Source organism: Collimonas sp. (genome assembly GCF_035566555.1).
GTDB lineage: Bacteria > Pseudomonadota > Gammaproteobacteria > Burkholderiales > Burkholderiaceae_D > Collimonas.
The window spans coordinates 102,423-126,798 of record NZ_DATMRB010000045.1; the positions used below are offsets into that span (position 1 = coordinate 102,423).

The 24,376-nt window shown below is 61.1% G+C and carries 25 protein-coding genes; 12 read left to right on the top strand and 13 right to left on the bottom strand.

All coding sequences use genetic code 11. The features are described from left to right. Positions 1-91: 91 nt before the first annotated feature. The 3 genes from VNZ65_RS07260 to VNZ65_RS07270 all read right to left on the bottom strand — a co-directional run bounded on the left by VNZ65_RS07260 (position 92) and on the right by VNZ65_RS07270 (position 3,516). Entirely contained in the window at positions 92-1,336 is a 1,245-nt protein-coding gene (locus tag VNZ65_RS07260) for a CheR family methyltransferase (protein ID WP_325667496.1), read from the bottom strand. Continuing rightward, on the bottom strand, positions 1,336-1,794 hold the full coding sequence (locus tag VNZ65_RS07265) for a chemotaxis protein CheW (RefSeq protein WP_325667498.1): 459 nt from the start codon (positions 1,792-1,794) through the stop codon (positions 1,336-1,338). The genes VNZ65_RS07260 and VNZ65_RS07265 overlap by 1 nt, the downstream gene beginning before the upstream one ends. 90 nt (positions 1,795-1,884) lie before the next feature. Beyond that, the gene (locus VNZ65_RS07270) at positions 1,885-3,516 is read right to left on the bottom strand and encodes a methyl-accepting chemotaxis protein (RefSeq protein WP_325667500.1); all 1,632 of its coding nucleotides are present in this window, start codon (positions 3,514-3,516) and stop codon (positions 1,885-1,887) included. Positions 3,517-4,015: 499 nt separating this feature from the next. Between VNZ65_RS07270 and VNZ65_RS07275 the strand changes: the two genes are divergently transcribed. From VNZ65_RS07275 to VNZ65_RS07310, 8 genes are all read left to right on the top strand, one after another. After that, entirely contained in the window at positions 4,016-5,656 is a 1,641-nt protein-coding gene (locus VNZ65_RS07275; RefSeq protein ID WP_325667501.1) for a methyl-accepting chemotaxis protein, read from the top strand. A gap of 30 nt (positions 5,657-5,686) precedes the next feature. Next, entirely contained in the window at positions 5,687-7,486 is a 1,800-nt protein-coding gene (locus VNZ65_RS07280; RefSeq protein WP_325667504.1) for a methyl-accepting chemotaxis protein, read from the top strand. Between the two features lie 226 nt (positions 7,487-7,712). Next, positions 7,713-8,849: a class I SAM-dependent methyltransferase gene (locus tag VNZ65_RS07285; RefSeq protein WP_325667505.1), complete on the top strand. Its 1,137-nt coding sequence runs from the start codon at positions 7,713-7,715 to the stop codon at positions 8,847-8,849. A 315-nt stretch (positions 8,850-9,164) separates the two neighbouring features. After that, positions 9,165-9,485, top strand: coding sequence for an Hpt domain-containing protein (locus VNZ65_RS07290; RefSeq protein ID WP_325667507.1), 321 nt, complete (start codon positions 9,165-9,167; stop codon positions 9,483-9,485). A 150-nt stretch (positions 9,486-9,635) separates the two neighbouring features. Next, positions 9,636-10,046, top strand: a complete 411-nt coding sequence (locus VNZ65_RS07295; protein WP_325667509.1) for an OsmC family protein — start codon at positions 9,636-9,638, stop codon at positions 10,044-10,046. 18 nt (positions 10,047-10,064) lie between these two features. After that, positions 10,065-10,616: an NADPH-dependent FMN reductase gene (locus VNZ65_RS07300; RefSeq protein ID WP_325667511.1), complete on the top strand. Its 552-nt coding sequence runs from the start codon at positions 10,065-10,067 to the stop codon at positions 10,614-10,616. A gap of 12 nt (positions 10,617-10,628) precedes the next feature. Then, complete coding sequence (locus VNZ65_RS07305) at positions 10,629-11,549, top strand: DnaJ C-terminal domain-containing protein (RefSeq protein WP_325667513.1); 921 nt, start codon at positions 10,629-10,631, stop codon at positions 11,547-11,549. 11 nt (positions 11,550-11,560) lie between these two features. Next, positions 11,561-11,899: a chaperone modulator CbpM gene (locus tag VNZ65_RS07310; protein ID WP_325667514.1), complete on the top strand. Its 339-nt coding sequence runs from the start codon at positions 11,561-11,563 to the stop codon at positions 11,897-11,899. Positions 11,900-11,917: 18 nt separating this feature from the next. Here the strand turns inward: VNZ65_RS07310 and VNZ65_RS07315 are convergent, their stop codons facing one another. From VNZ65_RS07315 to VNZ65_RS07350, 8 genes are all read right to left on the bottom strand, one after another. Beyond that, positions 11,918-12,883: a D-glycerate dehydrogenase gene (locus VNZ65_RS07315; protein ID WP_325667516.1), complete on the bottom strand. Its 966-nt coding sequence runs from the start codon at positions 12,881-12,883 to the stop codon at positions 11,918-11,920. 20 nt (positions 12,884-12,903) lie between these two features. Further along, the gene (locus VNZ65_RS07320; protein WP_325667518.1) at positions 12,904-14,181 is read right to left on the bottom strand and encodes an MFS transporter; all 1,278 of its coding nucleotides are present in this window, start codon (positions 14,179-14,181) and stop codon (positions 12,904-12,906) included. Positions 14,182-14,238: 57 nt separating this feature from the next. Continuing rightward, the gene (locus VNZ65_RS07325; RefSeq protein ID WP_325667520.1) at positions 14,239-15,189 is read right to left on the bottom strand and encodes a sugar kinase; all 951 of its coding nucleotides are present in this window, start codon (positions 15,187-15,189) and stop codon (positions 14,239-14,241) included. Continuing rightward, the gene (locus VNZ65_RS07330; RefSeq protein WP_325667522.1) at positions 15,180-15,983 is read right to left on the bottom strand and encodes a sugar phosphate isomerase/epimerase family protein; all 804 of its coding nucleotides are present in this window, start codon (positions 15,981-15,983) and stop codon (positions 15,180-15,182) included. Before VNZ65_RS07330 ends, VNZ65_RS07325 begins: the two co-directional genes overlap by 10 nt. 162 nt (positions 15,984-16,145) lie before the next feature. After that, positions 16,146-17,198 (bottom strand): LacI family DNA-binding transcriptional regulator, encoded by a 1,053-nt coding sequence (locus VNZ65_RS07335; protein ID WP_325667523.1) that lies wholly within the window; start codon positions 17,196-17,198, stop codon positions 16,146-16,148. 112 nt (positions 17,199-17,310) lie between these two features. After that, positions 17,311-17,697, bottom strand: a complete 387-nt coding sequence (locus tag VNZ65_RS07340) for a type II toxin-antitoxin system VapC family toxin (protein ID WP_325667525.1) — start codon at positions 17,695-17,697, stop codon at positions 17,311-17,313. Further along, the gene (locus VNZ65_RS07345) at positions 17,694-17,939 is read right to left on the bottom strand and encodes a type II toxin-antitoxin system prevent-host-death family antitoxin (RefSeq protein WP_325667527.1); all 246 of its coding nucleotides are present in this window, start codon (positions 17,937-17,939) and stop codon (positions 17,694-17,696) included. Before VNZ65_RS07345 ends, VNZ65_RS07340 begins: the two co-directional genes overlap by 4 nt. A gap of 160 nt (positions 17,940-18,099) precedes the next feature. Then, positions 18,100-18,981, bottom strand: a complete 882-nt coding sequence (locus VNZ65_RS07350; protein ID WP_325667529.1) for a GntR family transcriptional regulator — start codon at positions 18,979-18,981, stop codon at positions 18,100-18,102. Positions 18,982-19,187: 206 nt separating this feature from the next. On the opposite strand from VNZ65_RS07350, the gene VNZ65_RS07355 reads away from it, so the two are divergent. Further along, positions 19,188-20,336, top strand: a complete 1,149-nt coding sequence (locus VNZ65_RS07355) for a C45 family peptidase (protein WP_325667531.1) — start codon at positions 19,188-19,190, stop codon at positions 20,334-20,336. Positions 20,337-20,514: 178 nt separating this feature from the next. Then, positions 20,515-21,573, top strand: coding sequence for a porin (locus VNZ65_RS07360; RefSeq protein WP_325667532.1), 1,059 nt, complete (start codon positions 20,515-20,517; stop codon positions 21,571-21,573). Positions 21,574-21,613: 40 nt separating this feature from the next. On the opposite strand, the gene VNZ65_RS07365 is transcribed toward VNZ65_RS07360, so the two are convergent. After that, positions 21,614-22,228 (bottom strand): YceI family protein, encoded by a 615-nt coding sequence (locus VNZ65_RS07365; RefSeq protein WP_325667533.1) that lies wholly within the window; start codon positions 22,226-22,228, stop codon positions 21,614-21,616. A gap of 357 nt (positions 22,229-22,585) precedes the next feature. Here VNZ65_RS07365 and VNZ65_RS07370 point away from each other — a divergent pair, with 357 nt between their 5' ends. Further along, entirely contained in the window at positions 22,586-23,281 is a 696-nt protein-coding gene (locus tag VNZ65_RS07370) for a glutathione S-transferase family protein (protein ID WP_325667534.1), read from the top strand. A gap of 46 nt (positions 23,282-23,327) precedes the next feature. Further along, positions 23,328-23,741: an alternative ribosome rescue aminoacyl-tRNA hydrolase ArfB gene (gene arfB / locus VNZ65_RS07375; protein ID WP_349255968.1), complete on the top strand. Its 414-nt coding sequence runs from the start codon at positions 23,328-23,330 to the stop codon at positions 23,739-23,741. 9 nt (positions 23,742-23,750) lie between these two features. Here the strand turns inward: arfB and VNZ65_RS07380 are convergent. Beyond that, positions 23,751-24,376, bottom strand: a 626-nt coding sequence (locus tag VNZ65_RS07380) for a metallophosphoesterase (RefSeq protein WP_325667540.1), incomplete at its 5' end; no start/stop codon positions are given.

Sequence of the window (24,376 nt, forward strand, 5' to 3'; positions counted from 1 at the left end):
TGGCTTATCCCCATGGCAGCTGCTGCTGCCGACGGCTGGCAGCAGCGAACGGCGACGGCATGGCGAGTGAAAGTTCAGGGCTTGATTCATGTCAGGACGGATTGTTTTCGGTCGAACGCCGCGCGCGCTGCTGCAGCAGCTTGGCGCCGGCGTGGTCGCCCAAGGTTTGCAGCAAGGCTGCCAGGTGCGTCATGGCGTCGGCGTGGTTCGGCTCCAGGTACAGGGCTTTGCGATAGCAGTCGGCGGCAGCCTGCTTGCGGTCCGCGGCGTCGTGGATCACACCGCTCAGATAGTAAGCGGCGGCCGAGGCGCCATGCTGCCTGATGAATTGTTCGCATATGGCGGCGGCTTCTTTCAGCTTGCCCTGGTCAGCCAGCAGCTGAGCCGTCGCCAGGCTCGCTTGCGCCGGCGGCTTGGCGGAATTGCCGGTGGCGGTCCTGGCTCTGGCAGGAGTGCCCCTTGCCGCGGTTGTTCTTGGCGCTGGCGCCAGCGGCACATAAGCGACAGCGGGCGACAGCGCCGTTCTGGCGGCCTCTTGTTTCGGCGCTCCCTGCCGGAAAGCGAATGCCATCGGCGCCTTGATCGGGGTCAGCTCATGCAGCATCATCAAGGCGCTTTCAGCGGGGCCGACGAACATCAGGCCCTCGGGCGCGAGGCGCCGGATCAGGATGGTCACGGCCTGGTGCTGGGTAGCGCGGTCGAAATAGATCAGCAGATTGCGGCAAAAGATGATGTCGTAAGGCGCTTGTGCGGCCAGCAGATCGGCTGCGAACAGATTGCTTTGCGCGAACCTGACCTGCTGCCGTACCGTTTCAGATAAAGCATAGCCTTGTTCGTTGAGCGCAAAGTAGCGGTCGCGGAAACTCAGGTAGTCGCCGCGAAACGAATTCTTGCCGTATACCGCCTGGCGCGCCACATGTAGCGATTGCGGGCTGATGTCGATCGCATCGATCTGGAAATGCGGCGGCGGCACGCCGGCATCCAGCAGGGCCATGGCGATCGAATACGGCTCTTCGCCGGTAGAGCAGGGCAGGCTGAGGATGCGTAGCGGCTGGCTGGCGCTGATCAGGCGCGGCCAGCGCTGCTGCAGTTGCGCCATTTCCAGGAAGGCCTCGCGATTGCGGAAGAACCAGGTCTCCGGCACGATCACGGATTCAATCAGCTGCAGCTGTTCCTGCTCCGATATCTGCAGCAGCTGCCAGTAAGCGTCAAGGTCTGCCACGCCGCAACTGCCCTGGCGTTCCTGCAGGGCGCGTTCCAGCATGGGGCGGCCTATGGACTGGATATCCAGCCCCATGGTGCGTTTCAGCATGGTTTCGAATTTTGCCAGCGGCATTATGTCTCCATGCCCGGGAACAGCTGGGCTCGTACTGCCGGCGGCAGCAGGTCTTGCACTTGCACCGATTGGATCAGGCCGCGCGCATCGTCTGTGACCGGGCCCAGGTAGGGCGCCTCGCCATGATCCAGTCCGCTGTCGCGAAATTCCGACGATGCACGGCGCATGATCTCGCTGGCCTTTTCCAGCACCAGCCCGAGCAGGCGGCTATCCGGTCCCGGCGCCGGGTAGTGCACCAGCACGATGCGGGTGCTGAGGCGTTGCCGCGACGGCTTGCCGGTCGCCAGCTGGCTGAGGTCGATCACCGGCACCGACTGGCCGCGATAGGTGAACACGCCGGCCACCCATGGCGCAGTCGCCGGCATCTGTTTCAGCTTGACCAGCGACAGTACCACCGCGACCTGGCGGGTATCCAGCGCGTAGTGGTCCTGGCCGATTTGGAACAATAGAAAAAGCATGTGGCTGGCTATCTTTTCTTGTATGCAGGTGTACAAAAATGTTCGTTGTCGCAGGCAGTGCCGGCCGCACCTCGCCGGCCGCACTTTGCGTTAGACGGCTTTCAGCTTGAAGCGCGAGACGCCATTGCGCAGGCCGTTCGCCGTCAACGTCAATTCATCGATCGCCTGGCTCGACTGGCGCAGCGATTCGACGCTTTGCTGGGCGGCTTCGCTCAATTGACCCAGCGCCTGGCTGATCTGCTCGGCGCCCACTGCCTGCGCCTGTACGCCTTCATGAACCGACTGGAAGCGCGGCGTCAGCGCCTGCACCTGCTGGATGATCTGCGACAGCTGGGCGCCGACGTTCTGGACGTCGGCAATGCCGCGCCGGACTTCTTCGGAGAACTTGTCCATGCCCATCACGCCGGCCGACACCGCTGACTGGATTTCCTTGACCATCTGCTCGATGTCGTAGGTGGCGACGGCAGTCTGGTCGGCCAGGCGGCGGATTTCGATCGCCACCACGGAAAATCCGCGGCCGTATTCGCCGGCCTTTTCCGCTTCGATGGCGGCGTTCAGCGACAGCAGATTGGTTTGCCCGGCAACCTTGGTGATGGTGGTGACCACCTGGTTGATGTTGCTGGCCTTCTCGTTGAGGATGGCCAGCTTGGCGTTGACCGAGCCGGCCGCATCCATCACGTGGTGCATGGTGTCTTCCATCTGCGTCAGGCCAGCCTGGCCGGCGCCGCCCAGGCGCGCGGCTTCTTCCGCGCCGGAAGAGACCTCGTTCATGGTGCTGACCAGTTCGCGTGAAGTCGAATAGATCTCGCGCGAAGTGGCGCCGATCTCGGTGGTGGTGGCCGCGGTTTCGTTGGCTGTGGCCTGCTGCTGCTTGGCGGTGGCGGCAATTTCCACCACCGAGGTGGTGACCTGGATCGCCGATTTTTGCGCCTGCCCCACCAGGCCGGTCAGTTCGTCCGACATGCGGTTGAGGCCGACTTCCAGCGCCTGGAATTCATCGTGCCGGTTCAGATTGAGCCGCTGCGACAAATCGCCGGAACGGATCACTTCCAGCGCCGCCACCAGCTCTCCCATCGGCCGCGTGATGGCGCGCAACAGGAAGAAGCCGCATATGAGCGCCACCACCAGGGCGATCGCCAGCGCCGTCAGCAGCGTGCTCTTGGCGATAATCACGGCAGCTTCGATCTTGTCGACCGAGCGCACTTCAGCCTGCTGATTGAAGTCGCGCAATACGGTGGCGGCATTGCGGCCGCGCTGCCAGGCCGGCTCCAGCTGCTCGATCAGCAAGCTGCGCGCCTGGGCGTTCTTTTGCGTGTCGTCCAGTCGCAGCACTTCCGACATCAGACGCACATATTCGATGCGCGCCTGCTTGAACGCGTTGAAATTGAGCCGGTCTTGGGATTCGAAAATGGTTTTTTCATAGTCGTCGACCAGTTTGTCCATTTTCTCGTTATCGGAGAGCAGGGTTGCCAGGTCCTGCTTGCGCTGGTCTGGCTGGGTATCGACAGTAATCACTTGCAGCACCAGCAGATAGCTCTGGAACCAGGTTGAGCGGATCCCCGTGCTCAGTTCCAGGCCGGGCATGGAGTCTGTCTGGAAGCTATTGGTTTCATGTTCGATCGCCTGCAGCTTCAGGTAGCTGATGCCAGCCATGAAGCCCATCAGCAGCAGGATCACGCCAAAACTGACCAGCATCCGTTGTCGAATAGTCCATTGCTTCACGTGTTGTCACTCCTGTCGTTGATTGATGTTCACCGAACTCTCGTTTTGAATCCGAGAATGTCGCGAAATTGTTCATGTAGCAACTGCGCCGGAATGCCATCTTTCTAAGCGGATACAATAAACCAGACAGATCGAATGTGGGGAAAATTCGGCGTCGGCGAGGCTGGGCAGCGCGCGATTATTGCAGATTTTTAGCTTCACGTTTGTGGCACATTGTTAAATGTCGGAGGTAACATTTGAAATGTGCGGCGCTACCCTCGGCGCCTGCCAACTTGCTCGAAATTTGACATTTGATCCTGGCTTCCGCGGATTTGCTTTCCTCCCAGCCTTGCCACGGCCAATACACAAGGGAAACCGGATTTTTCTTGCCCGGCCCTTCAGCTTTGCCGCAGCGCTGCCGTTAATCCGGAGGATGACGAGGCGCTATGCCCCGTATCCGTGCCGGCGCGTCGACGCTGCACGTTACCGATAACAGCCATGGCAAAACGGGGACACATTCATGAACAAGCTATCTTTTACGCAAAAACTCTGGCTGCCGCTGCTGATCAGCCTGCTGGCGTTGTTTGCCGTTTCCGTATTCAATGCGTACCAGGCGCGGCAGATCCGGCTGGACGAGCGTAAAAGCGATTTGATCAACGTCTCGCATACCGCCATGAGCGTGATCAAGGAGTATGGCGCGCTGGCCGCCAGCGGCGCGCTCGGCAAGAGCGAGGCGCAGCAGCAGGCGCTGGCGCGGCTGAAAGCCATGCGTTATGGCAAGGACGGCTATTTTTCGATCTCGACTTCCAGCGAAATGATGGTCATGCATCCCATCAAGCCCGAGCTGGACGGCAAGAAGATGAGCGATTTCAAGGACCCGGCCGGCAATCTTGTGTTCGTCCTGATTTCCAAGGCCGGCAGCGAGGCTGGCGGCGGCTTCATCAACTATGTCTGGCCGCGCATCGGCGCTGCCGAGGCGGTGCCCAAGCTGTCGTTCGCCATCGGCTACCAGCCGTGGGACTGGATTTCTACCACCGGCATTTATGTCGACGACCTGGACCAGGCCTTCATGCAGTCTTTGTACCAGGCCGGCGCAATATTGCTGGCGGTGGGATTGGTCCTGGCGTTGCTGGTGGCGTATTCCAACCGCAGCATGCTGCAGGCGATCGGTGGCGATCCTGCGCGCGCGGCGGAGATCGCCAACCGCATTGCCGAGGGCGACCTCAGCCTGGATATCGCCACCCGCCAGGGCGACCGGCACAGCCTGGTGTATGCCATGAAATGCATGCGCGCATCGCTGCTGCAAACCATTTCGCATATCAAGAGTTCGGCCGACACCATCGCCACGGCGTCGTCGCAGATCGCCAGCGGCAATCTGGATCTGTCCAGCCGCACCGAACAGCAGGCCGGATCGCTGGAAGAAACCGCCTCCGCCATGGAGCAGCTGACCTCGACAGTCAGGCAGAACGCCGAGAATGCACGCCAGGCCAACCAGTTGGCGGTCACCGCTTCGCAAGTAGCGACGCAAAGCAGCGTGGTGGTGGCGCAGGTGGTGGACACCATGGGCAACATCCGCAATGCATCGCGAAAAATCGTCGACATCATCAGCGTGATCGACGGCATCGCCTTTCAGACCAACATCCTGGCCTTGAATGCGGCGGTGGAAGCGGCGCGCGCCGGCGAGCAAGGACGCGGCTTTGCCGTGGTGGCGTCCGAGGTGCGCAACCTGGCGCAGCGTTCGGCTGCCGCAGCCAAGGAAATCAAGGTATTGATTGACGATTCGGTCAGTCAGGTGGGCAGCGGCAGCAAGCTGGTGGAGCAGGCCGGGAGCACCATGGGCGAGGTGGTCAGCAGCGTCAAGCGCGTCACCGATATCGTCGGCGAGATTGCCACCGCCAGCCAGGAGCAAAGCATTGGCATCGAGCAGGTCAACCAGGCGATCACGCAGATGGATGAAGTGACGCAGCAGAACGCCGCGCTGGTGGAGCAGGCCGCTGCCGCAGCGGCATCGCTGCAGGAACAGGCCGCCAGCCTGGCGCAGGTGGTGAGCGTCTTCAAGACTGACAGTCATGACCATGCATTGGCGCCTGGACACGGTGCCGGCGCTGTGATGCCGCAGCAGTCCTCCACCTGGGATGGCGGCCGGCGCATGGCCGCCTAGGTTTACCTTCATAGTGAAAGTGCGCAAGCAATGAAAAATCTGAGTCTGAAAGCAAAATTGTGGCTGGTGCTGGCGGTCATGTGGATAGGATTGCTGCTGCTGGCCGGCTGGTCTGCCCTGAATACCCGCGACACCATGATGAGCGAGCGCGAGGCCGGCCTGAAGAATGTGGTGCAGACTGCTGCCGGCATCGTCAAAGGCTATGCCGACGAAGTCGCCGCCGGCAAGATCAACCTGGCGCAGGCGCAGAGTCAGGCCCTGCAGCGCATCAGCAGCATGCGCTATGCCCAGGACAATTACGTGTTTGTATTCGATTCCCGGCCTGTGGTGCTGATGCATCCGACCAGCAAGGATATCGTCGACAAGAATGTCGGCGAACGCAAGGATACCGACGGCAAGCTGTATTACGTTGAAATGGTCAGGGTCGGCAAGCAGCAACAGCAAGGCATTGTGCATTACATGGGGCGCTTGCCTGGCACCGTCGATACCCGCGCGGAAAAGATCAGCCAGGTTAATTACTTCGCCCCATGGGACTGGTTTCTGGTGTCGGGCGTGTTTGTCAACGATGTGCAGGCGGCTTTTTACGACAACCTGCTGAAGCAGCTGCTGATCATGTTCGTGATCGGCGCCACGGTGACGGCCACCATGCTGCTGATCATCCGCAGCGTTACCCGCAGCCTGGGCGGCGAACCGGGTTACGCGGCCGGGATTGCCGCCAGGATCGCTGCCGGTGAACTGGACTTGCCGGTGCTGGTGGACGAGCGCAACCGCGGCAGCCTCCTGTATGCGATGCGGCAGATGCAGCAACAGCTGGCCGCCGCCATCAGCGAGATCCGCGACGGCACCCAGCATATCGGCGCTTCGATCAGGGAGATTTCCGCCGGCAACGGCGATTTGTCGGCGCGTACCGAGCAGCAGGCGGCTTCGCTGCAGCAGACCGCCGCCAGCATGGAACAACTCACCGCCACCGTGCGCCAGAATGCCGACAACGCCAGGCAGGCTGGGCAACTGGCGCAGAGCGCATCGGACATTGCGGCGCAGGGAGGCGCGGTAGTGGGGCAGGTGGTGCACACCATGCAGGGCATTACCGACAGCTCGCGGCGCATTGCCGACATTATCGGCGTGATCGACGGCATCGCCTTCCAGACCAACATCCTGGCCTTGAACGCCGCGGTGGAGGCCGCCAGGGCTGGCGAACAGGGGCGCGGCTTCGCCGTGGTGGCCGCCGAGGTGCGCAACCTGGCGCAACGCAGCGCCCAGGCCGCCAAGGAAATCAAGGAATTGATCGGCGACTCGGTCAGCAAGGTCGACGGCGGTTCAGAACTGGTCAGCCGGGCCGGCCAGACCATGGACGAAATCATGCAGGCGGTGAAGCGCGTCACCGATATCATGGCTGAAGTGACGGTGGCGTCGGAAGAGCAAAGCAGCGGCATAGAACAAGTCAACCAGGCAGTGACGCAGATGGATCAGGTGACGCAGCAGAATGCCGCGCTGGTGGAACAGGTGGCGGCAGCAGCCAGCTCGCTGGAAGGGCAGGCGCAGCGGCTGCAGGATGCGGTCTCGGTGTTCCAGGTCGGCGCCGTGGCAAGCCAGGTTTTGCCGGCGCCTGCAGCGATACGCACCGGCGCCCGGCGCGCACCGGCGCCGTCAGCAACCAGGCCGGGGTTGCTCAAGCGCGCTCCGGCAACGGCGCTGAAAGTGGTCGCAAGCACTAAACCGCGTGCCAGCACAGGTGCGCCGCTTTGGCCCGCGGCAACATCGCCGTCCCTGCGAAAAGCGCCTGCCGTCAAGCTGGCCGGTACCGACAGCGACGACTGGGAAACATTTTAAGGGGGGGGGCTCGCCAGGCAGGCTGCCGTGAAATACTGGCCGAAAGAAAAGGTCCGGCGCCGCGGCCAGGAGGTATACTTGGGAGAAATATCTCGCCTGCTTCGTCAGGCGAGCCTGCAGATGGTGTTTTTGCAAACATCGCGCCTGCCTTCCTCCCCTATACAGATCGAGATCACTCCATGCACTTGACTTCCACCTTGCCAGCGTCGCCGCCGGCACCGATCCTATGATTACCGCCGAACAGCCGCTGATCCACTGGATCGAGAACGATCAGGAATGCTCGGCGCACTGGCGCTCGGAAAGCGGCAACCCGGCGCCGAAGCGGGTGGTGATCGCGGACGACCGCATGACTGCCGACAGCGCCTACCGCCTGGCCTGCGAAGGCACCGGCATGCTGTGGCGCGGTGATTTCCAAAATGCCCGCCAGCTGCTGCAGGCGCTGGCGCGGCGCGCCGAACCGAAGCCTAAAAAACGTCCCAAGCTGCCGGCCACGCCGGCCGATGCTTTCAATCTGCATCGTCAGGCGCAATCGCAGCGCGCCCGCACGCTCGGCATGCTGCTGCTGCCGTTCGACGCGAACTACAGCATCCCCTTGCGCCGCGCGCCCGATGTGCAGCAGGCTTGCAATGAGGCTTATGGCGCCTCGACAGAGCCATTCGTCGCTTCCCTGCGTGAGTTGCTGGGCCTGGTCGGCGCCCACGAATGGCGCAAGAAAGGCGTTGAAATTCCGGCGCTGGGCGAACGCATCCATCCGCACTACGGAGTTTATTCGCCGGTACGCGGCGAGTACATCGGGCTGGTAGCAGAGGCGCAGCTGCCTTCCACCAAGCTGGCTTTCGATATCGGCACCGGCACCGGCGTGCTGGCGGCATTGCTGGCCAAGCGCGGCGTCGCCAGGATCGTGGCGACCGACATGGACCCGCGCGCGCTCTCCTGCGCCAAGGAAAATCTGTTGCGCCTGAACCTGGATGGCCAGGTAAAGCTGGTGCAGGCCGACCTGTTCCCCGAGGGGCGGGCGCCATTAGTGATCTGCAATCCGCCGTGGATTCCGGCACGTCCCAGTTCTCCCATCGAACACGCGGTCTTTGATCCTGACAGCCGCATGCTGCGCGGTTTCCTGAGCGGGTTGGCGGCGCATCTGGAGCCTGGCGGCGAAGGCTGGCTGATCCTTTCCGACCTCGCCGAGCACCTGGCTTTGCGTACGCGTGCCGAGCTGCTGGCGGCAATCGCGGCGGGCGGACTGAAAGTACTGGGGAAGATCGATGTGCGGCCGCAGCACCCGAAAGTATCCGATGCGACCGATCCCTTGCATACCGCGCGCGCCGCTGAACTGACTTCCTTGTGGCGGCTGGCGGCGGCCTGATCGTCCCGGGGCGATGGCGTCACGCGATGACGCCGGATCGACAGCGCGGACGGCTGACGCGGGCAGATGATTGTGAAGCGGAAAGTATTTGCCGGAAATTCGCTTGCGGCATGCGGTTTTACCCGCGAATTGTTGTTACCTAATGTTAAAGATTGTGAATTATATAAGTCTGCTATTGCTGCAATCAGTCTCCAAATCTAGGCTATCTCTATTCATCTGGCTGTAAAAGATGAACAGAAGGTCGCACGACCTTTTTCTGCGGTACTTGTAAAAGGTAACAGCGATGTCGCGCGATAATCACTAGAAGTGGATGAAATGAACAAAAGCAAGCCTGGGCCACTGCAGCCGGAACCGCTATTGCCTTTGAACGATTCCGAGCTCGGGCTGGATGACCTGTTCCTGGCCAGCGCCAGGCAGGACCTGATCAGCATCGAACTGGCGCTTGAGTGCCGCGACTATCGCGCCATCCAGCACACGGTGCACAGCCTCAAGGGAGCGGCCATGATTTTCCGGATGGCTGCTACCGTCAACGCCACCCAGCACATCGAAGCCGTACTGAGCCAGGGGCCGGTGGTCGACCATGCCCGGCTGAGCGCCGCCTGCAGCGCCCTGCGCCAGCAGATTGAACGGTCTTGAACATGTCATGCGATCGGCTTGTGCAGGATTAATTTTCCATCGCGCTTATCCCGCCCTTATCCTTCTCTTCCAAAACGGCTATAGTCTCCATATCAAATCCGGCCACGCAATGTGACCGGAGCCGGCATCTGAAACCGATATGGAGAGTGTATGGCGTCTGTTCACCTGCAAAGCGCTAGCGGCTTTGTCCAACAAATCCAGGCCCGCTCGCACCAGTTGCGTGCTGACGAACCGCTAGACAACGGCGGCACCGACAGCGGCCCTGCGCCTTACGAGCTGCTGCTGGCCGGCCTGGCTGCCTGCACCTCGCTGACTTTACGCATGTATGCCGACCGCAAGCAATGGGAGCTGGGCCTGATCGATGTCCGCCTGCGGTTTTCGCGCGACGAGCAAGGACGGGAAAAAATCGACCGCACAGTCGCTTTCGGCGCTGCGCTGAGCGAGGTGCAGATCGGCCGGCTGGCTGAAATCTGCGAAAAGACACCGGTGACCAAGACCATTCGCCAGGGCACGCCGATTGCCACCACCTTGCAGCAGACCAGGCTTGAGATAGACAGCTAACGTTGGGGAGACACGGGCATGACCAAAATTGTCGGAGTAGCAGGAAGCTTGCGCAGCGGCTCCTTGAATGCCGCCTTGTTGCGGGCGGCGGTAGACCTGATGCCGGCCGGGGCTGGGCTGGAACTCGGCACCATCAAGGGCATCCCTTTGTATGACGGCGATCTGGAACAGGCGGAGGGCATCCCGGCGGCGGTGGCGTTGCTGAAGGAGCAGATTGCGGTGGCCGACGCACTGCTGCTGGTGACGCCGGAATATAATAATTCGATACCGGGCGTGTTCAAGAATGCGCTCGACTGGCTGTCGCGGCCGGCGGCCGACAGCGCCCGTATTTTCAGCGGGCGGCGGGTGGCCGTGATCGGCGCCTCGCCGGGCGGATTCGGCACTATCCTGGCGCAGAATGCCTGGCTGCCGGTCTTGCGCACGCTCGGCATGGAGCCTTGGTTTGGCGGCCGCCTGATGGTGTCGCGCGCCGGCAAGGCGTTCAATGAAAACGGCGAGCTGGTGGACGAACAGGTACGCGACCAGCTGCGGGAATTCAATCGGAAGTTCGTTGAGTTTTTGAGAAATTGAACGAAGGATGAAATGAAATTCAAAGATTACTACAGCGCCCTGGGCGTCGAACGCACCGCCAGCACGGCTGAAATCAAGCAGGCGTATCGCAAGCTGGCGCATAAATACCATCCGGACGTCTCCAAGGACCCGGCCGGGGAAGAGAAATTCAAGGAAATCGCGGAAGCGTACTCGACTCTGAAGGATACTGAGAAGCGCGCCGCCTACGATCAGCTGGGCAGCCATCAGCCTGGTGAAAACGTTGAGCCGCCGCCCGCCTGGCAGCAGGGGTTCAGCGATGGCGGCACTTCCTTCGGCGATGTCGACATGGCCGATATCCTGGCCGCTTTTGCCGCATCGCGCCAGGGTGGCCGGCCGCGGCCGAGCAGGGGCGAAGACTATGAAGTCAACACGCCCATCACGCTAGAGCAGATTTACGAAGGCGGTGAAACCGATGTCCGGCTGAGCATGCCGGAGTACGATGAGCACGGCAAACTGCACCGGGTGCCGCGCACTTTCCGGGTGCGCATACCGAAAGGTGCGGAAGACGGCCAGCGCCTGCGCCTGTCGGGCAAGGGCGGGCAGGGCAGCGACGGCGGCAAGCACGGCGACCTGTATGTGATGATGAAGCTGATCCCGCATCCTCTGTACCGGGTGACCGGCAAAGACCTGTATTTCGATTTGCCGCTGACGCCGTGGGAAGCAGTGCTGGGTGCGGTCGTACAGGTGCCGACGCTAGGCGGCAAGGTGGAATTGAATGTTCCTGCCGGCACCGCCGCCAATCGTCAGTTCCGCCTGGCCAAGCGCGGGCTGCCGTCCGCCGGCGGCGAGCAGGGCAATCTGTATGCGGTGGTCAGGATAGAGGTACCGAAGACGCCCACGGCGCGCGAGCGCGAGCTGTTTGAGCAGCTCGCTGCAGAATCGGCTTTCGATCCACGTCAGCATTTGCATTGAGGAGAGCGGGAATGACTAGCCTGTTAGTAGAAGCCGTCTGGCTGAACGATGCGGACGCCTGCACGCTGGAAGAGCTGGCGGAATATTCCGGGCTCAGCCATGCCGAGCTGGCGGAACTGGTGACGCTGGGCGCCATCGAGCCAGACCGCGAGCGGGAGCCCGGACGCCCGGCGCCCGGCTACGTGTTCAGGTCGCAGACCATCGTGGTGGCCAGGACCGCGCGGCGCCTGCGCGACGACTTTGAACTCGATACGCAAGGCCTGGCGGTGGCGCTCAATCTGCTGCAACGGATCCAGGCGCTGGAAGCGCGCCTGGCCGCCGCGGACGCGCGCCTGCCGCATCCCCTCTGAACCACGGCGCAACTGTTGCTAGGCGCGGTTCGCCAGGTTTGGAGTCGGTTTGCCGCTCAAGGCATCCAGCAGGTTTTGCGCCGCGCAGATTGCCATGCGCTTGCGTGTTTCATGGGTGGCGGAACCGATGTGCGGCAATGCCACTGCGTTCGGCAAACGCAGCAAAGGCGAATCCGCAGGCAGCGGTTCACGCTCGAATACATCCAGCCCTGCGCCGCCCAAGCGGCCGCTTTGCAGCGCCTCGATCAGCGCCGTTTCGTCGATGATGCTGCCGCGTGAGATATTCACGAGAATGGCGCTGGAGCGCATCATCGCCAGTTCAGCCTTGCCTATCATGCCGCGGGTCTGCGGCGTCAGCGGCACCGTGATGCAGACAAAATCGGCATCCTGCAGCAACTGGCCGAGCGGCGTGAAGCGCGCCGCATAGGCGGCTTCGGCGGCGGGGTCCGGCTTGCGGTTATTGTAGAGAACCTGCATGCCGAATCCTAGCGCGGCACGCCGTGCAATAGCGCCGCCGATGCGGCCCATGCCGATGATGCCCAGGGTTTTGCCGTGAACATCGGTGCCGAAGCAGTTCTCGCCTATGCTGTGGGTCCAGCGGCCTTGCCTGACATAATCCGCCATTTCCACCACCCGCCTGGCCGCCGCCAGTATCAGCGCAAAGCCGGTGTCGGCCGTGGTCTCGGTCAGGACATCGGGCGTATTGAGCAGCGCGATGCCGCGGCGCCGCAAGTCGGCCGGATCGAACTGGTCGACGCCGACGGAAATTGTCGAGATCGCCTTGAGCTGCGGGGCCTGGTCGAGGATCTCGCCGTCGATCTTGAGGCTGGCGCCGATCAGGCCGACCGCATCTTTCAGCTGCGCCACGAAGGCGGCGCGGTTGCCGGCGTCGATACCGTCGAACTGGATCACCTGATAGTCTTGTTGCAGCATCGCCAATACATCGTCGGCCACCTTTTTGTACAACACGATTTTCGCTTGCATCTTTTTTCCTGAACGATTGATTAGTGCGTGACAGATTGCGCCAGAGGCATGGCTTGTGGTTCCGGTTTAATGGAAATGGTCAGCACCACCGCTGCCAGCAGGCCGCTAGCCATGAACAGATAGGAAGCGGACGGGCTGCCGGTGGCGCCGTTCAGGTAGCCGACCACGTAGGAGCCGAGGAAAGACCCCAGCGCGCCCATGCTGTTGATCAGCGCCATGGCGCCGCCGGCGACGTTCTTCGGCAGCAGCTCGGGAACGATGGCAAAGAACGGGCCATAAGGCGCATACATGGCAGCGCCGGCAATCACCAGCAAACTGTAGGACAGCCAGAAATTGCTGCTGCCCAGCAGGTAGGAACCTAGAAATGCCAGGGCGCCGATCAGCAGCGCCGGCCAGACAAACAGCTTGCGGTTCTGCATCTTGTCGGAAGCCCAGGATGTCAGCAGCATGGCGATCACTGCGGCCAGGTAGGGCAGGGAAGAGAGCCAGCCGGTTTCCACCATGCTGATATTGGCGGCGTTCTTGAGGATGGACGGCAGCCACAGTACGAAACCGTAGACGCCGATGCTCCAGCAAAAATACTGCGCACAGAGCTTGATTACCACCGGCGACTTGAAGGCTTCCGCATAATTGCGCATCGGTTTCATGCCGACCTGTTCCAGGTCGAGGGCGGCCTTGAGGTCTGCCTTTTCCTGCGGCTGCAGCCAGGTTGATTCAGCCGGCTTGTCTTGCACTACGAACCACCAGATGCAGGCCCACACAATCGCCGGCACGCCTTCAGCAATCATCATGTGGCGCCAGCCGAAACTGTTGACCAGGTAGCCGGACAGCACCGACATCCACAGCACCGTGACTGGATTGCCGAGGATCAGGAAAGTGTTGGCGCGCGAGCGTTCGTTCTTGGTGAACCAGTTGCTGATGTAGATCAGCATGGCAGGCATCACCGCCGCTTCCACCACGCCCAATGAAAAACGGATCACCATCAGCATCGGAATATTGCTGATCACGCCGGTCAGGGCGGCGCAGCTGCCCCACAGCACCAGGCTCCAGAAAATCATCTTCTTGACGCTGCGCCGCTCGGCATAGATGGCGCCGGGAATCTGGAAGAAAAAATAGCCTAGGAAAAACAGGGCGCCGATCAGTGAAGAAGTGCCTTGCGTGATGCCGAGGTCATGGTTGATGCCGGCCGCGCTGGCAAAGCCGAAGTTGGCGCGGTCCAGGTAAGCCAGGCTGTAGGTGATGAAGACGATCGGCATGATGAACCACCATCGCCGCATCGCCAGTTTTCTTGTTTCCATTGCTTGTCTCCTTGTTTTGATTGTCCGCTCTTCAGGTCTGTTGCCAGCCTGCTGTTTTTAGCGGTGTTGTTCCAGCTCCAGCTGTTTTCGTGTCGGCAATCCCTCGCTGTCGCCGATTACCTGGATTGCCCTTGCCCCGATCAGGTTGCCGCGAGTCGCCGCAAAATGGGCGTCGCGCCCTTCCAGCAAGGCGCTGATGACGCCGACGGCAAAGCCGTCGCCGGCGCCGACGGTGTCGATCACCTTGGCGACCGGCGCGGCGGGAATGGTGGCTTCCTGATCCGCTGTGCGCAGATAGGCGCCGGCGCTGCCCAGCTTGATGATGACGCCGCTGGCGCCGCGCGCAAGGTAAAAGCCGGCGATCTCATGCGGACTGGCCAGGCCGGTCAGGATGCGGCCTTCTTCCAGGCCGGGCAAGACCCAGTCGGCGTAGGAGGCCAGGGCATTGAGCCGGTCTGCCATCACTGCGCGTGAAGACCACAGGGTGGGGCGCAGATTGGGGTCGAAGCTGATGCTTTTGCCGGCGGCCCGCATTTCGCTTGCGATATGGAAGGCCAGCTCCAGCGAGGATGCGGAAATGGCCGGCGCCACGCCGGATAAATGCAGGTGGCGCGCCGCCATGAAGTAGTCCGGACGATAATCGGCGATCGACAGATGGCTGGCGGCGGAGCCTTTGCGGAAGTATTCGATTTCCGGGTCGCTGCCGTCGTCGTTGCGCGATTTGAGCTGAAATGCAGTGGGATAGCGATCATCGATGGTGACGGCTGTGCTGTCGATACCCTCGCTGGCAAGCGTCTGCAGCACGAAGCGGCCGAAGGAATCGCGTCCGACCCGGCTCGCCCAGCCAACCCGGAAACCCAGCCGCGCCAGGCCGGTGGCGACATTCAGTTCGGCGCCGGCGGCACGCTTGATGAAGCTGTGCACCGTGGCCAGGTCGCCGTCTTGAGTGGCGACAAACATCGCCATGGCCTCACCGTAGGTGACAACGTCAAAGGATTTTACTGACATGTGCTTGCTCCGTGAGAGAGGGATGCCGGCGCCGAGCGCAGCTGTTGAGCATGGCGCATCTGGGCAGCCGGGTCGGCGGGCAAGGGATATTCGATGGCGCGCGGCGCGTCGCCGGGCAGCCGGGCCAGGCATGCGCGCCAGTCGACGCTGCCTTCGCCGGGCGCCACTGCAAAGCGCCGCATGCCGCTGCCTCGCACATCCTTGCAATGAATATAGCGCACGTGCGATGCCAGTGCCTGGGCTGCCGTCACTGCATCTTCGCCGGCCCAGCTCCAGTTGCCGATATCGAAAGTCATGGCTACCGGGATGGCCGGTGAATGGACCGCGCAGATGGAAAAAAAGCTGGCGAATTCGCTGACGCGGCTGCCGGTTTTTTGCTGGCCGTTCTCCAGCAGCAGTGTTACCGTCGACCCGCTGAGTGCGTGTTGCAGGGCCGCGGCGTCGACGGCGCAGGCATAGTCATGCATCTGCAGCTTGAGCCTGGCGGCGCCGAGGATTGTTGCTTCATGCAGGCGCGCAGCCAGCAGCGCCAGATCGAGATCGCCGCTTTGCCGGAACAAGGATTCCGGCGCCGAATAAACCGCCTGCAAGCCGTGCATTTCCATGGCGTCTTTTAAACTGGCAAGCTGCAGGGCGATTTCGGCATCCGAGCCGGCGCACAGTTCGCGCCGCACTTCGAGTCCGTCGGCGCCGGCGCTGGCAGCCAGCGGCAGGACGGCGGCATGGCCTTGTTTTTGTACATAATCGACGCCGTAGGCCGACGCCACGATGAGGATCTTCAGCGGTGCTTGCAAATCTGTCTCCTGAATCAGGTTTTGCTTCGCATTTCTGGGATGCGATGGCTTCATGGAACCGGTTCCATAAATGATTTAAAAAATTGCCTGATTTGCAATATCAGGCAGCGGGGCCGATGTTTTCTGGAACCGGTTCCAAAGTAATCCATAAAAAACAGGGCGTCAAGCCTCGCTTACATTTTTCAGCGATCCGGTAGAGCCGCGGATGATCAATTCGCCCGGGAAGGCCTGCATGCGCGCCGGGCTGACGATGCCGTCAATCCGCTGCACCAGGAAATCCAGTGCGGCATGGCCGATGTCGAAAGTCGGCTGGCGGATGCCGGTGATGCCGCTGCCGGCCAGCGCCGCCCAGGTCGGATCGTCAAAACCCAGCAAGCCGATATCTTCGGGCCAGCGCGCGCCCAGTTGCTGCAGGCCGAGCGCCACGTTGAGCAGCATGCGGCCGTTGCCGGCAAAAATCGCGCTGCGTTTTTTGCTCTTCAAGGTTTTCCGCAGGGCGTCGGCAAGTGCCGCGCTGTCCGTCACGTCGAGTTCCGTTGTGCTTGCCGAGTGGCCCTTGCCGGCGGCCGCCACCACTTGGCGCAGCGCCTGCTCTCGTTCGCTGCGGCTGCTGATCTGGCCGATCGGTTCGGTAAAAAAATGAATCGCCTGGAATCCTTGCTGCAGCAAATGCTGTGTCGCCAGGGTGGCGGCCTGCCGGTTGTCGAGGCCAACCATGTCGCACTGCAAGTGAACGGCGCGGCGGTCGATGATGACCAGCGGCAGGCCGGTGTTGCTGATGGATGCCAGATCTTCCTCCGGCAGGCCGATCGGATTGATCACCAGACCTTCGACCCGGTAGTTGGTGAGCAGATCCAGATAGCGCTTTTCCAGTTCCAGCTGGTTATCCGAGTTGCACACCATTAGCATGAATCCCTGCTTCTGGCAGGCGGCTTCGACGCCGCGCATCACTTCGACCGAATAGGGATTGCTGATGTCGGCCACCACCATGCCGACCATCCGCGTGCGGCCGCGCTTGAGTCCGCGCGCCATCTGGTTGGGACGGAAACCGAGGGTCCGGATGGCTTGCTGGATACGCAATCGCAAAGCCTCGGAGAGACTGTCGAATTCGCCGTTGAGGTAGCGTGAAACACTGGTTTTACCCACTTTGGCTTCGCGCGCCACATCGGTGATGGTCGGCGTGCGCAGCGTATCTGTACGGGGAGTCGGGGGCATGGGCAAGCCAATAAAAAAGTGGAAGCAAGCAATTCGTTCTTGCGCATTATTCCATGCGGCCTTCAGATGGAACAGAATCTTTGCGGTCTGTTAGTCCGGTACTCGATCTCGTTCACAGCAGCCGGATCGGTCCCGGGTACTGTGCAACCACAGAATCGACGGTCAGCAGGAGGATGCCCTCGACAGTCGCCTGGGCGACCAGGATGCGGTCAAACGGATCTTTGTGTATGAGAGGCAGGCTGTCGATCGCCACGGCATGCTCGCTGCCGATCGCCAGTTCGCTATAGCCGTTGTCCAGCAGGCCGCGCCGTAATAACCGTGCATCAACCTGGAAATCGCTGCGCCCAAGGCCGCGCTTGATGGCGATTTCCCACAGGCTGGCCGCGCTGAAGAACAATTCATTTTCCTGCGAGTCGAGCAGGGCAAGCGCGGCCGCCGATAAACGATCGGGACTTCCTGCGGCCCATAGCAACAAATGCGTATCCAGCAGCAACTTCATGCATCGCCGCCAAACAGCTGTTCGATCTCGGCGCCGCCCATGCGGTCGAAGTCGTCCGGTACGGCAATCTGGCCTTCCATGAAACCCAGCCGCATTAGCTGGCCTGCCTCCGGCGCATTGAGCGGCATGACTTTCACCAGCGGTTTTCCGGCCTTGGCGATGACGAAAGATTCGCCCTTGGCGGCTTGCTCTACCAGACGGGACAAATGTGTCTTGGCTTCATGGATGTTAAAGGTTTGCATGATATTTTTTACTGGACTAAGTTCGGTTAGTTTAGTCCGTCCCTTGCTACCTTGCAAGGGGATGCCTTTTAGGCAGTAAATCTGGTCCGCAAGGCAATCAGATTCAGAGATATGCATGCCAATAAGCTCCATTGGTTCTTTTACGCCTGTAAATGCACAGCTATTTAGTGTCCCGAGCGACTGTCAAATGATGCCTCATTAAGGCAGATGCCCATTCCCTGTTGTCGTGTTCCAGCGCTTCGATGATTTGCAAGTGTTCCTTGCAAGAATCAATCTGGCGGGGCGCGCGGTACCGCGGCAAGTCTTCATCGAGCCGCCTAAGCTGGTTTTGCTGTTGCACCGCCTGCAAGACGAAGCGATTATTGGAGAAGCGCGCCAGCATTTCGTGAAACGCCGCATTGAGGGTAAAAAAAGCCGCGGCGGAATAATCGGCTTCGGCTTGTCGCAGCAGGTTTTCATGCGCCAGGCGGCTGTTGCGCAACTGTTCGGAATCGGCCTTGAAGCTGCCTTCCAGCAGGCCGGCGCATTCTACAGCGATGCGGAACTGGTAGCTTTCAGCCATCTGCTCCGGGGCGCTGACGATGGGCGGGAAGTTCCAGCCCTGGCCACGCCGCTTTTCGATCAGGCCTTCTGCCGCCATGCGCACCAGTGTCCCCCTGAGCAGACTGCGCGACACCGGGTACTGCTCCAGGAAATCGGTTTCCGTCATGGTGTCGGCCAGCAGGCTGTGCTTGCGGTCGTCGATCATTTGCTGGTACAGCGCATCGCCGCTGATGCCGCCGACAAAGATGCTCGGCGCCTGCTGCGGGCTGGCGCTGACGAAATAGCCGCTGTTGACGTGGTAATCCAGCAATTCCTGTTGCGCCACCAGGCGTAGCGCCGCTTTGACCGGCGTGCGCGAGACGTCGAACTGGCTCGCCAGGCTCTCCTCAGTCAGGTGGGTCCCGGCCGGCAATTCACCGGTGGCGATCTGCCGGATCAGTCGATTGGCCAGATCGAGCTGCAATGGACTGGGGCGGCTGGGGTGTTTGGTTTTGCTCATTCTCTCGCCGCAGAGTGGTTGATAAAAATACATTCAAATAGATGTTAATTGATTAATGTCATATGAGTAAACACCTCGGCAAGCGACTTCGGCGGTCATTCCTTGTAAGCGGTTTCTTAAAAAACATTTTCAAATTGAATTTATCAAAAAAATAATACAAGATATAAAAATTATCCTTTAGTTAATTTTTTTGAGCGAGAATGTCGGTGAGCATACGTGATGTAGATATCGGTCATTTCCCTTTGATTGAAGTCGCCGGTACGGCTTATCAGCGCGGCAGGCTGCACGGCGGCGCTGCGCCGGAACGTGTGGCACGCAGTGCGCGCCTGTATCGGCGGCAATTGACGCGGCAGGGTCTGGGAGGCGATCGCCTGACCAGGCTGGCGCTCGGGATGCGCAGCGTCATCGAACGTTTCGATTCCGCCTATCTGGACGAAATGCAGGGTATTGCCGACGGCGCCGGCGTGCCGCTGGCAGACGTGATCTTGATCAATTGCCGTACCGAGATGATGTTCGGCCAGAGCGAACTGAAAATGGTTTGCCGGGAGCTGGAGGACGGCTGCACCGGGCTCGTGGTATTGCCCGAGCACGCAGCAAGCGGCGGCTTGATGCATGCGCTTAACTGGGACTGGCTGCAGGAATGCGCCGATACCGGGATTGTCCTGCGGATGCGGCGCGACGGCGCGGACCAGCCCGATCTGCTGCTGTTCACCGAGGCGGGGGCGTTGGGGCGGCATGGTCTCAACAGTGCCGGCCTGTCCATGAGCGTCAACTTCCTCAGTTCTGACCGCGACTACCGCCAACTGGCCGATGTTCCGCTGGCCCTGGTGCGACGCAAGATGCTGGAGGCCCCGGACATGGACAGCGCCATGAAAGTCCTGTGGCGCACCCGGCGCTTTTGCTCCAGCAACCTGATGCTGACCCAGGCCGGTATCGACCGCGGCGGCCAGCCGCTTGGCGACGCAGTCAATCTGGAGTGCGCGCCCGACGAAATTTTCTGGCAGGCGCCGCAGCACGGTTTGCTGGTGCATGCCAATCACTGGCTATGCCCGGTTGCCCGCAGCAAGCTGCGCGAACTCGGCCTGGCCGACAATCCGGATTCTCTCTACCGCCAACGTCGTGTCGAGACGGTGCTGCAGCAGGCGCTCTATCGCGGCAGTGGGAAAGTCGACTGGGCCTGCATAAAAAATGTCCTTGCCGGCGCTTTCCTCCATGCCGGCGGCGTGTTGCGCAAACCTGGCGCCGACGGCCAGCACGCAACGGTGGCGACCACCCTGATGGATGTTGCCGCAGGCGTCATGTGGATCGCGCGCAAGCCCTGCCAATCGCAGGTCTTTGCCGAGTATCGCCTATAGCCGGATGTACGGCACATAAGAATGACAAACAGGACATCGCCACCGCGAGGACAGATCAGGTCTTCAAGCAACGTCGATGGAAGGAGCGCATATGACATAGACCGCATTGCCGCAACGATTGCGCCGGCTGCAAGCAGGGAGCCGGATCCGGAGGAAGTAACCAGGAGGAGATTGAAAAATGAAGAAAAATTTTTGCATGACGACATTAGCGGCGATGCTGGCCGGCGGCGCTTGTGCCGAGACTGGCGTCACGCTGTTCGGCGTCATTGATACCGGTCTGGAAACGTTGAACAATGTACCCGACGCCAAAGGCAACGCCGGCCGCCGCAGCCATCTTAATTCGGGCAACCTGTGGGGGTCGCGCTGGGGCCTGCGTGGGCGCGAAGACCTGGGCGGTGGTTTGCAGGCCATTTATCACCTGGAAAGCGGATTTTATTCCGACACCGGCGCCGCCGGCCAGAACGGGCGCTTGTTTGGCCGTGGCGCCTATGTCGGCCTGGCGGGGAAATCCCATAGAGTGACGCTGGGGCGCCGGAACAATACCTTGTACGATTACATCTACCCCTTTGATCCGACAGGCATGGCGGCTTATTCGGCGCTGACGCATGATGCAGTGCTTGCCGGGCGGGCCGACAATGCGATTCGCTACGACGGCGTATTCCAGGATCTGGAAATGACGGGACTCTACAGTTTCGGCTATGACGGCAGTTTGAAAGATGGCGGCGAAATGGCCGGCGCTCCTAGAGTCGGGCGTGAACTGGGCATCGGCTTGAGGTATGCACCCGGTGCGCTGGCTTTCGGCATGGCTTTCGACCAGCGTCATGGCACGTCCCATGCATCGCAGCGCATGGCGGACAGGCGGCTTGCCGCCGGCGTCAGCTACAGCAGCGGAGCGGTGATCTCCTATTTCGGTTATCGCTGGTTTGCATCGAAGTCCCCCGACATGGCTTCCCGTGCATCCAATCTGTATTGGGGCGGATTGAAGTACCAGGCGACGCCAGCATTTTCCCTGGCCGGAATGAGCGCCTATACCGACACCAGGGGCAGCGCCGCCGATCCGCTGACCTTTGCATTATTGGGAACGTACGACCTGTCCAAGCGCAGCAGCCTGTATTTGCTGGCGTCTTATGCCAGTAATCGGGGCGGGTCGAATTTGGGCGTCAATGGTTTTGACGAGCAAATCGTCAGCGGCAGCAACCAGAGCGGGGTGATCGCCGGCATTCTGCACCAGTTCTGAAACCAGGGGCGCTGCGGATCAGCCAATGTCTGACGTTGTGTCAATATTCCTTGATCGCTTCGACGCTGATGTGCAAGGTTACGGCGTCGCTGACAAACGGCACGTAACGCCCCAGCTTGTAATCGCTGCGCAGGATGCTGGCTGAGCCGTTGGCGCCGCAGGCTTGTTTGCCGTAGATAAGCATGAAGCGGCAATTGAAATTGCTGATCTGCAGCGTGACCGGGTGGCTGATGCCCTTGATGGTCAGGTCGCCATCCACCTGCGTCAGCTGGGGACCGTCAAAATGCATGGCGGAAGATTTGAAGCTGATCTTCGGATAGTTGGCGCTGTCAAAGAAGTCGCCGGAACGCATGATCTGGTTAAAGCTATCGCTGCCGGTGCTGACCGACGCGGCGTCGATGTCGATCTCGACGCTGCCGCTCTGGTTGTCGCGGTCAAGTTCGATCGTGCCGGTAGTCGTGTCGAAGCGGCTGCGCTGCAGCGACAAGCCCCAGTGGCTGTATTCGAAATAGGAAAAAGTGTGCGTGCTATCGATCTGATAGCGCTCGGCGGCCGTACTGGCGTTGGCGGCCAGCGTCAGCAGCAACAGCGATCCGCGCAGCAGCAGGCCGCTCGCGCTCACGAGGGCATTGGGTCCGGCACTGAATGATTTCATCGTCTTTTGGCAAATTGTCGGCTGCGATAGCCATCATGCCTCAGCTGACATGGTTATGCCATAGTTGCCCGAGTATTCTTCGCTGGAAACATATAAAATCCCTGGTTGCAAAGCGAGGGCAGCTCGTCCGAGAGCTGTTCAGATTGCACCCTAGTGTCGTGTCACGCCTCATCTGTCGGCATCTCGCTGGTCCTTGACCCGTATCGCGTCGTTGTGCCTCGTCGCCATAGCCCCGCTATGTCTCCTCGGCACGCCTAGCGCTACGGGCCAAGGCCGGCGCGATATACCGGCAGATGAGGCGTGACACGAGCCTAGCCATGTCTAACCAACACAATTCAAGCCGGAGTGTCTGCCATCATGTATGAGCTGTATATTGCCAATAAAAATTATTCGTCGTGGTCCTTGCGCCCTTGGGTGCTGATGCGTGAACTGGGCCTGGCGTTCAACGAGCGCCTGATGCCGTTTTCGGCCGGAGGCATTGGCGCCAACTGGGATGCTTTCCGCAGTTTTTCGCCAACCGGTAAAGTGCCGGCCCTGAAAGATGGCGCGACCGCAGTCTGGGATTCGCTCGGCATCATCGAATATCTGGCAGAGCGCCATGCGGGCGTCTGGCCGGCGGATGCGCAGGCCAGGAGCTGGGCCCGTTGCGCGGCAGCCGAGATGCATTCCGGCTTTGGCGCCTTGCGTGAATACTGCACCATGAATTGCGGCGTCCGCATCAAGCTGGCGCAGGTCCCGGCGGCGCTTGCGCGCGATGTGGCGCGGCTGGACGAATTGTGGAGCGAAGGCCTGCAGCGCTTCGGCGGACCTTTCCTGGCAGGCGTCGGCTTCAGCGCTGTCGACGCGTTCTTTGCACCAGTCGCTTTCCGGGTGCAGACCTATGGCTTGCAACTGAGTCCGGCCGCGCAAGCCTACGCCACACGGTTGCTGAATCTGCCGTCGATGCAGCAATGGCAAGCGGATGCCTTGGCGGAAACCTGGCGTGAGCCGGGCCATGAAGCGGAACTCGCGGCCGCCGGCAGCTTGCTGGAAGATCTGCGCAGCCAGGCCTGACATTGCCTCTATAATAATGCGCATGTTTCCCCTTAATGACGACAAGCTGCTGCGCATTACCGATACGCTCGCCATCCCTCTGAGCGAGATCGAGATCAGCGCCGTCCGCGCCCAGGGGCCGGGCGGCCAGAACGTCAACAAGGTATCCTCGGCCATTCATCTGCGGTTCGATATCCGGGCGTCGTCGCTTTCCGAGTTTTACAAGGAAAGGCTGCTGGCCTTGAACGACCAGCGCATCACCAAGGACGGCGTGCTGGTCCTCAAGGCGCAGCAATCGCGCAGCCAGGAAAAGAACAAGGGCGAAGCCATGCTCAGGCTGCAGGAACTGTTGCTGAGCGTGACCGTGATCCAGAAAAAAAGACGGGCTACTGCGCCCAGCCGCAGTTCTCAGCTTAAGCGCGTCGACAGCAAGACTCGGCGCGGCAAGGATAAAGCCATGCGCGGCAAGGTCGTGCTTTAGTTTGTTTGGTCAGGCAAGGACCAGCCGCAGGCGGGTAATTTCGGAAGGTGCGAAAAGGCGTTTGGGCGGGCCCCAGTAGCCGGTGCCGCGGCTGGTGTATACCCACAGGTTGCGCAGGCGGTTCAAGCCTGCGGTATACGGTTGCTGCAAAGGCACGAACAGATTCCAGGGAAAGAACTGGCCGCCATGGGTATGGCCGGACAGCTGCAGGTCGAAGCCGGCCGCTGCCGCTGCCGTGGCGGAGCGCGGCTGGTGCGCGAGCAGCAGCTTGACGGCGACATGTGGCGGACTGCCAGCCAGCGCTGCCTGCGGATCGCTGCGTTCGGCTTCGTCGAAATGATGGGCGCTGTAGTCGGTCACCCCGGCCACCAGCAGCGAGGCTCCCTGATGCTTGAGGACGACGTGCTCGTTCATCAGGACCGTCAGTCCCAGCCGGCGCACCTCGGCCACCCATTCCGGCGCGTTAGAGTAATACTCATGGTTGCCCGTGACAAAGTAGGCTCCATGACGCGATTGCAAGTTGGCCAGTGGCGCCGTGTGTGGCGCCAGTTCCTGCACGCTGCCATCCACCAGGTCGCCGGTAATGGCGATCAGGTCCGCTTTCAGGGTGTTGACTTTGTTGACGATGGCATCCA

Excerpts from the sequence above, each read along its gene's own strand:
- VNZ65_RS07260 (WP_325667496.1), bottom strand. The coding sequence starts at position 1,336 with ATGCCGCTGGCAAAATTCGAAACCATGCTGAAACGCACCATGGGGCTG.
- VNZ65_RS07265 (WP_325667498.1), bottom strand. The coding sequence starts at position 1,794 with ATGCTTTTTCTATTGTTCCAAATCGGCCAGGACCACTACGCGCTGGAT.
- VNZ65_RS07275 (WP_325667501.1), top strand. The coding sequence starts at position 4,016 with ATGAACAAGCTATCTTTTACGCAAAAACTCTGGCTGCCGCTGCTGATC.
- VNZ65_RS07280 (WP_325667504.1), top strand. The coding sequence starts at position 5,687 with ATGAAAAATCTGAGTCTGAAAGCAAAATTGTGGCTGGTGCTGGCGGTC.
- VNZ65_RS07285 (WP_325667505.1), top strand. The coding sequence starts at position 7,713 with ATGATTACCGCCGAACAGCCGCTGATCCACTGGATCGAGAACGATCAG.
- VNZ65_RS07290 (WP_325667507.1), top strand. The coding sequence starts at position 9,165 with ATGAACAAAAGCAAGCCTGGGCCACTGCAGCCGGAACCGCTATTGCCT.
- VNZ65_RS07295 (WP_325667509.1), top strand. The coding sequence starts at position 9,636 with ATGGCGTCTGTTCACCTGCAAAGCGCTAGCGGCTTTGTCCAACAAATC.
- VNZ65_RS07300 (WP_325667511.1), top strand. The coding sequence starts at position 10,065 with ATGACCAAAATTGTCGGAGTAGCAGGAAGCTTGCGCAGCGGCTCCTTG.
- VNZ65_RS07305 (WP_325667513.1), top strand. The coding sequence starts at position 10,629 with ATGAAATTCAAAGATTACTACAGCGCCCTGGGCGTCGAACGCACCGCC.
- VNZ65_RS07310 (WP_325667514.1), top strand. The coding sequence starts at position 11,561 with ATGACTAGCCTGTTAGTAGAAGCCGTCTGGCTGAACGATGCGGACGCC.
- VNZ65_RS07315 (WP_325667516.1), bottom strand. The coding sequence starts at position 12,883 with ATGCAAGCGAAAATCGTGTTGTACAAAAAGGTGGCCGACGATGTATTG.
- VNZ65_RS07320 (WP_325667518.1), bottom strand. The coding sequence starts at position 14,181 with ATGGAAACAAGAAAACTGGCGATGCGGCGATGGTGGTTCATCATGCCG.
- VNZ65_RS07325 (WP_325667520.1), bottom strand. The coding sequence starts at position 15,189 with ATGTCAGTAAAATCCTTTGACGTTGTCACCTACGGTGAGGCCATGGCG.
- VNZ65_RS07335 (WP_325667523.1), bottom strand. The coding sequence starts at position 17,198 with ATGCCCCCGACTCCCCGTACAGATACGCTGCGCACGCCGACCATCACC.
- VNZ65_RS07340 (WP_325667525.1), bottom strand. The coding sequence starts at position 17,697 with ATGAAGTTGCTGCTGGATACGCATTTGTTGCTATGGGCCGCAGGAAGT.
- VNZ65_RS07345 (WP_325667527.1), bottom strand. The coding sequence starts at position 17,939 with ATGCAAACCTTTAACATCCATGAAGCCAAGACACATTTGTCCCGTCTG.
- VNZ65_RS07350 (WP_325667529.1), bottom strand. The coding sequence starts at position 18,981 with ATGAGCAAAACCAAACACCCCAGCCGCCCCAGTCCATTGCAGCTCGAT.
- VNZ65_RS07360 (WP_325667532.1), top strand. The coding sequence starts at position 20,515 with ATGAAGAAAAATTTTTGCATGACGACATTAGCGGCGATGCTGGCCGGC.
- VNZ65_RS07365 (WP_325667533.1), bottom strand. The coding sequence starts at position 22,228 with ATGAAATCATTCAGTGCCGGACCCAATGCCCTCGTGAGCGCGAGCGGC.
- VNZ65_RS07370 (WP_325667534.1), top strand. The coding sequence starts at position 22,586 with ATGTATGAGCTGTATATTGCCAATAAAAATTATTCGTCGTGGTCCTTG.